This window comes from Pedobacter sp. 01N416, assembly GCF_056399685.1.
Genome location: NZ_JBFTRT010000211.1, coordinates 1 through 7,854, shown reverse-complemented (window position 1 = coordinate 7,854; position 7,854 = coordinate 1). Strand labels below are relative to the sequence as shown.

The following is a 7,854-nucleotide window of genomic DNA, read 5'->3' as shown; positions in this document are numbered from 1 at the left end:
GTTGATGGAGTTCCGTTGGATAATTCGACGGCAGGTTCTGATAACAATTACGATTTTGGTAACAATGCAAATGATATTGATCCAAATAACATAGAAAGTATCAGTATTTTAAAAGGATCAGCAGCAACAGCCTTATATGGTTCACGTGGATCGAACGGTGTTTTGATTGTTACAACTAAAAAAGGAGCAGCAGGCAAATTGAAGGTAGATCTTTCTACAGCTACTACTTTAACCAATGTAGCATCTGTTTATAAGCTTCAAGATCAATTCGGGCAGGGCTGGGATGGTACTTACATTCCTTCTGAGAATGGTAACTGGGGTCCAAAATATGATGGTCAACTGAGATCATGGGGCGCAATAGTTGATAACTCTCAATTGTTRAAACCTTTTTCATTCATTAAAAACAATGTTAGGGATGCGTTAACTACAGGTATAGAGTTAAATAATAATATTGCCTTGAGTGGAGGAAATGACAATAGTACGGCTTATTTTTCTTATGGTAATATTTACAGCAATGGCTATCTTCCGTCTGATAATGATTCGTATAAAAGAAACAACTTTACCTTAAAAGGATCAACCAAATACGGAAATTTCTCCGCTGATGCATCTTTAAACTATGTTGGTAAAACTACAAAATTTATCAATCAGGGAGGTGGCAATTCAGGTATCGGTTCTTCATTTTATGAAGATATCCTACAGATCCCTGGCGATATTCCAATTAAAGATCTTCAAGATTATAAAAACAAATTCTTTAACGTTGACAATTATTTTACTCCTTATGCAGAAAATCCTTATTACTCTATTTATGAGAATGGAAGTAGGTACAAGAGTGACCGCGTGTATGGAAATATTAATTTGAATTACAAAGCAGCAAGCTGGTTAAGTTTTCAATTCCAACAAGGTGCTGATATTGATAATGCCATTAGCAAAATCTGGCATAATAAAAATGCACCGAGCCCAGGTAGTTATAATGCAGGTGGGAACATTGAAGGTTCTTCGAGAGCAGCAGATGCCGGTGATGTAATCGATGGATCTGTAAAAACGTTTGAGTACGATTCGAAATTAAATGCACTATTTAACACAGAATTAAATAGCCACTTCGATTTAGATGGTTTAATTGGTGTTAACTACAATGATCGTGGTTCAAGGGTATTGACTACGGGTATCGAAGATTTAGCAATACCAGGTTTTTATCAGATTAATAACTCAGCAAACAAACCAACATCAACAAGTGCAGAATCACATCGCCGCTTATTTGGCGCGTATGCATCCGCAACACTAGGTTACAACAAATACCTATATTTAACACTAACAGGTAGAAACGATTGGTCGTCAACACTTCCACAGAACAACAATAATTACTTCTACCCTGCTTCGAGTTTAGCTTTCATCGCTTCTCAAGCCATAGATTTAACCAAAACACCCATCAGCTTTTTAAAATTTAGAGCAAGTTATGGCGAAACAGGAAGTGATACAGATCCTTATCGTGTATTTAACAGCGCCACAAGAACATCCGTTCCTTTAGGCTTTGGAACCTTAACTTTTCCTGTTTTTGGTGTACCAGGCTACTCAATCTCTAACCAGTTGAACAGTAATAACTTTAAACCAGAACGTGTTAAAGAGGTAGAGTTGGGTGCTGAGATTAGGTTTTTAAAGGATCGTATTGGAATCGATGCAACTTATTACAATAAATTAAGAAAAGATCAAATTATCCCATTGCCTATTGATCCAGCAACGGGCTATTCATCATACATTGTAAACTTTGGTTCGGTTCGTAACAAGGGCGTAGAAATTGCCGTAAATATTAAACCAATCAAAACAACGGATATTGACTGGAATTTAAATTACACGTTTACAAAAGAAAACAGTAAAGTAACCGAATTGCCGATCGGACTAGATAAGGTCGTTTTAAATTCGGCTTATGATGCGCAGTTTGTAGCCCGTGTTGGTCAACCATTAGGTATTATTGAAGCGCCTACACGTACTTATAGTCCAACAGGTCAGGTTATTGTTGATTCAAACGGATATCCAGTATATTCTTCTGAAAACGTAAGTTTTGGATCAACGGTGCCAGACTTCGTAATGGGATTGAGTAATCAGTTCCGTTATAAAGATTTTTCACTTTCATTTACGTTAGATTGGCATAAAGGTGGTGTGTTTTATTCAGGAACAGCCGATTTATTAAACTTCGTGGGTGCAGATGAAAAGACGACTTATAATGATCGCCGTCCGTTTATTGTTCCTAATTCTGTTCAAAAATTAGCTAACGGTACATACGTAGAAAACACTACTCCTATTACCGAAGCCAATACCGACGATTTTTACTACCATACATCAAATAAGGCTGATGCTTATGCTAACCGTATTTTAGATAGATCTTTCTTAAAATTAAGGGAAGCCACTTTAAGCTATAACCTACCTAAATCTATTGTGGGCAAAGTTGGCGCACAAAGAGCATCAGTCTCTGTTTTTGGAAGAAACCTTGTAACCTGGTTAGCTAAAACGAACAACACTATTGATCCCGAGGTTTCTAATTTCGGAAACGATTTAGGAAGTGAATTTGGTGAGTTTAGAACTGCTCCTCCTGTTAGGTTCTTTGGTGCATCATTAAAAGTTTCATTTTAATCTATCTTGTAATGAAAAATAATAACATAAAATATAAAGTGCTGATGTTATCAGCAATAGTGTTACTTGCCTTTGGATGTAAGAAGACGCTAGATATTAACGTAAGTCCAAATAACCCTTTAATTGAAACCACTACTCCTGAAGTGTTGTTTCCTTCAGCAGTAATGTCAACTACAGGTCGTGTTGGCGGTGATCTGACCATTTTGGGTGGCATTTGGGCTCAATATTACACACAGGCAAATGCTTCAAATCAATATAAAACAATTGATTCTTATGCATTAACCCGTAATGATTTTAACGGTAGTTATAATGAGTTATTCTCTGGTGCATTAGCTGATTATCAATTGGCTATAAACCTAGCTGTAGCAAAAAGTGATTGGCGCTATAATTTGATGGCCACGGTAATGAAAGCTTATACTTATCAAGTACTGGTGGATCTGTACGATAAAGTTCCATATACAGAAGCGTTAAAAGGCATTGATAATCTGCAGCCTAAGTTTGATGATGGCTATACTATTTACGTGGGCCTACTTGCAGAAATAGATGCAGCACTTGCGAAAGATTATACCAGTATTGCGTTAAGCAGTGACCAAAAGAAAACCGATTTTCTTTTTGGTGGCGATATGAGCCTTTGGACTAAATTCGCAAATACCTTAAAGTTAAAAATGTATTTAAGAATGGTTAATGCAAAACCTGCAGAAGCGCAGGCTGGTATTACAAAATTATATACAGATGGTGCGAACTTTTTAACCACCAGTGCAGGTATTGCTACATTTGATGGTACACCAGACAATAGTAATCCTTTTTATGAATATAATGTACGTCGTTTAAATACCACTACAAACTTGAGGGCTAGTAAAACCTTTACCAGTTGGTTGTCCGCAAATAACGATCCAAGGGTTAATTATTATTTTGGAACGGCTAGCCCTGTGCCAATAAACCAAGGTGATTATACTGCAACAGCAACCCAGCAGCCGACTTATGCAAGTGCAACAGTTTTTGCTCAAACGGCTAAAGATCCAGTTTGGTTTATTTCTGCAGCCGAGTCGTATTTCATGCAGGCAGAGGCGCTAGAACGCTACTATGGGGGTACAGGTGCTGCGGCTATGTATCAAAACGGTGTGAGGGCAGCTTTTACTCAAGTTGGATTAGCAGTAAGTGCAGTTCCTGCACCTTATCTAGTATATCCAGCAGGTACTTTTGAACAAAAACTAGAAAAGATAATTGTTCAAAAATGGGCCTCTTTCGCAGGCTCCCATAGCCTTGAAGGTTTCTTCGAACAAGAGCGTACGGGATATCCAAAAACAAGTACAGTATATTCGACAGATGCTAGCTATATCGCTGGCCAGTGGGTGTATTCGAAAAATGGAGTTACATCAGGGTTGTTTCCTAAACGTTTGGTGTTTCCTGCTTCATCAAGAGATAGAAACAGCAACACACCAACAGAGGTGCCAATTACGACTAAAGTTTGGTGGGGTAAATAGTATTTAATTGATAAAAAGATGAAAAGATATTTAACAATAATCATATTGGGAGTTATAAGTATGACTTATAGCTCTTGCAAAAAAGAGTCCTTTGACTATCCGGAAGGTTATGTAGGTATTTCCAAAATAACTGTGTTTCCAATACTAACTATGAAAGGTGATAAGTATGTTGCAGTTGCCAAAGGAGCAACTTATACGGATGCTGGCGCCACAGCAGTAGCAGGAACAAGTACTATTGAAGTAAAAACTACAGGTCTGCCAAATACAGCAACAGCTGGTGTTTATTTGATTACCTATGCAGCTACAAATACTGATGGTTTTTCTGCCACAGCAACTAGATCTGTGGTGGTTTATGATACTAAGGCAGATGCATTAGTGAATGATTTTTCGGGAAACTATTTGAGGGCGGCTACAGGAACAATCACAAAATGGACTAAATTGGCCCCTGGCGCTTATCTGGTAAATAACCCCGGCGGTGCAGCAACTGGGACAACAGTCAACGTAATTGCCATTAACCCTACTGGTAGCACAATTGATATTCCACAACAGAATACCGATAGCGGGCCGTGGGGGTCAAATACCGAGAGTAAAGATTTAATTACAGGCAATTATTCATGGGCAGTTGAAAATCCTGGTTATGGTACCGCGGTTAGAACTTTTGTTAAACAATAATCAATAGAGCGATGAAAAAATATTTTTATATACTAACACTTTGTGTACTAAGCATATCTGCTTGTAAAAAAGATGAACCAGTTGGCGGTACAGCAGTACAGGACCTATCTGGTGAGTGGTGGGTGCAGATTGATGGTAAAGGCGATTATTATGGAATCTCTACCTACAATACAGCTGATAACTCATCAAGCCAGATGTGGTTAAATTTGACTAATTTTTGGGGCAGTTCAACTCAAACTGTTTTTGGTAAGGTTAATGTAAACCTAGATAACAAAACCATTACTGGGCAGAATATTATTAATGCAGGTACTTATACAGGTGGTATAAAATTTACGGTAACCAATGGAAAGATCACAACTAATGGTGCCGTGGGACCATCATCTAAAGCACCAACCGATGCCATTGCATTGGATGTTGAATTTTCGGATGATCCGGGAACGGTTTATCACTTAAAAGGTTACCACCGAACAAAATTTGTTGAAGACGATCATTAACTATTCGTAATAAGTAATAAGGCCCTCCATAATTATTTCTGGAGGGCCTTGTTGTTTTAAGAGAAATTTATAACAAAGGCTTTAAATTTTTAAAATGCTACCCTTTTAATAAGCGGTATTTAAGAACCTAAACCGCTCTAAAATTTCATTTTTTGTATAACTATGAAGACGGTTATTTTTAACTAAATTATTAGTTTTGTTGGTTTTTGATGCTTTTTTTGTCAAATAGTTATTTTTTAACAAAAAAAAGGGTTAAATGTTAAAAATTGTTAAAAATAATTTGGTTGTATACATAACTAACTCTACATTAGCCTTTATAAATCATTAACTAACCTATTTTCAAATTATGAAAAAACTTCTACAAAGTTTGTTCATTCTTGTGCTATGCGCCTCCTCGGCGTTTGCCCAAGAAAGAACAGTATCTGGTACAGTAACATCTCAGGAAGATGGACTTCCTGTACCTGGTGCATCGGTAAGGGTAAAAGAAATCCCTAATTTAGGTGCTCAAACGGGTGCTAACGGAAAATTTTCACTAAACGTTCCCAAAAATGGTAAAACTTTAGTGGTAACCTTTTTAGGTTATGCAACAAAAGAGTTTGTTATTCCTGCTAACAATGTTGTAAACGCGGTTTTAAATTCAGATGTCACCTCATTAAATGAGGTTGTTGTAACTGCCGGTGGTGTTACAATTCAGCGCCGTCAACAAGGTAACCAGTCTACTACAGTTAAAGCTGAAGAATTAACTCAAGGCAAGGCATTTAACGTTGCGAGTGCCCTTACCGGTAAGGTTGCGGGTTTGCAGGTAAATGCGGTAAGTAGCGGTGTTAATCCAAGTATCCGTTTAGTATTAAGGGGTAACCGTTCATTGTTGGGGAATAACCAGGCTTTGGTTGTTGTTGATAATGTTATTGTACCAAGTGATATCTTAGGAAACTTAAATCCAGAAGATATTGAAAACATTGAAGTGTTAAATGGAGCAGGTGCTGCTGCACTTTATGGTTCTGATGCTTCTAACGGCGCATTAATCATTCAAACTAAAAAAGGTAAAAGAGGTTCGTCAACAATTAATGTTAGTCACACGACTAATATTGAGCAGGTAAGTTTCTTACCTCAGTTACAAGATCGTTTTGGATCTGGTACGGGTAATGATGATATACCAACTTATACGCCATTTGAGAACCAACAATATGGTCCGGCATTTGATGGCGTTGTTCGCCCGATTGGTAAACCTTTAGCTGATGGCTCGATCCAATCTGTGCCTTACTCATTTAATTCAGACGAGAATAAAAATGCTTTTTGGGAAACAGGTTACTCTAACCAAACAGACTTTAACTTGTCTTCTGGTGATGATAAAGGAACCTATTATTTTTCTGGACAGTATTTCGATCAAAAAAGTACTGTACCTGGCGATAAATACAACAGGTTTACCATGCGTGTTAATGGTGAGCGTAACTTAGGCAACAATGTCACCTTTAGTTTTAATTTAAACTATGTGCAAAATCGCTACGATCAATCAAGTGCAATTGCAACAGTTTATGACAACGTTTTACAATCACCAGGTGAAATCCCTTTAACTAGGTACAAAGATTATAAAAACGACCCGTTTTCTACTCCTGATGGATATTATAACGAATACTATCAAAATCCATACTTTGCTTTAGGTAATAACCGCAGTGCTACACGTAATGATTATTTAACGGGTAATGCTCAGTTAAAATGGAATCCGATTAAGGAATTATCTTTATTGGTTAGAGCGAATTTATCTAACAGATCATTTGCCAATAAATCTACAACCAATAAATTCACTTATTCAGATTATCGTTTAAAGGAAACGCCTAACTTCTCAAACGTTGTTGGCGGTGTGAGTGATTATTCAGGATACAATGTTCAGATCAATCCAGAATTCCAGGCACAATACATCAAAAAACTCTCTAAAGATTTCTCATTAAATGTTATTGCTGGCGCTACAATCAGACAGAATACTTACAAAAGTGTAAATGTTGGCACGAATGGCGGTTTAGCACTGGCTGATTTCTTTAATATTTCTAATGGTCTTCAAAATCCAAGTGCTAGTGAAACAAATTTCAAAGCCAGACAGATTGGTGTTTATGGTGACGCCCGCTTAGGTTTCAGAGATTATTTGTACCTACACGTTACTGGTAGAAATGATTGGAGATCAGTTTTGGCACCAGAAAGCAGATCATTTTTCTACCCAGCTGTCGACATTTCGTTCATTGCGTCGGATGCAATTCCATTCTTGAAAAACTCTAACGTAATTGAATCTTTAAAAATTAGAGGTGGTGTTTCTAAAGTGGGTAATGTTAACTTAGGTAATAGCTCTAACTTCGGTGCTTATGCATTGTTGCCAACATTTGGTCAAGGTTATGGTTACCCGTATGGAGGAATTCCGGGATTTACTTTGGGTGACCGTATTGTATCGCCAAACATTAAACCAGAAATTACTTTAGCTTATGAAGGTGGTGTTGATTTCTCATTATTAAAATCAAGAATTACCGGTAGTTTCACTTATTACAAATCAAATACTACTGATCAAACGGTTCCCGTTAACGTAGCTAACT

The 7,854-nt window shown here is 37.3% G+C and carries 5 protein-coding genes; all 5 read left to right on the top strand.

All coding sequences use genetic code 11. The features are described from left to right. The coding region (locus AC1DND_RS13290; RefSeq protein WP_477582230.1) for a SusC/RagA family TonB-linked outer membrane protein at window positions 1-2,625 on the top strand (2,625 nt) is incomplete at its 5' end. 11 nt (window positions 2,626-2,636) lie between these two features. Beyond that, the gene (locus AC1DND_RS13285) at window positions 2,637-4,109 is read left to right on the top strand and encodes a SusD/RagB family nutrient-binding outer membrane lipoprotein (protein WP_477582229.1); all 1,473 of its coding nucleotides are present in this window, start codon (window positions 2,637-2,639) and stop codon (window positions 4,107-4,109) included. 150 nt (window positions 4,110-4,259) lie between these two features. Beyond that, entirely contained in the window at window positions 4,260-4,781 is a 522-nt protein-coding gene (locus AC1DND_RS13280; protein WP_477582227.1) for an immunoglobulin-like domain-containing protein, read from the top strand. Between the two features lie 11 nt (window positions 4,782-4,792). Next, window positions 4,793-5,275 carry a lipid-binding protein gene (locus AC1DND_RS13275; RefSeq protein WP_477582225.1) on the top strand — a complete coding sequence of 161 codons (483 nt, stop codon included), beginning with the start codon at window positions 4,793-4,795 and terminating at the stop codon, window positions 5,273-5,275. Window positions 5,276-5,621: 346 nt separating this feature from the next. Beyond that, the coding region (locus AC1DND_RS13270; protein ID WP_477582223.1) for a SusC/RagA family TonB-linked outer membrane protein at window positions 5,622-7,854 on the top strand (2,233 nt) is incomplete at its 3' end.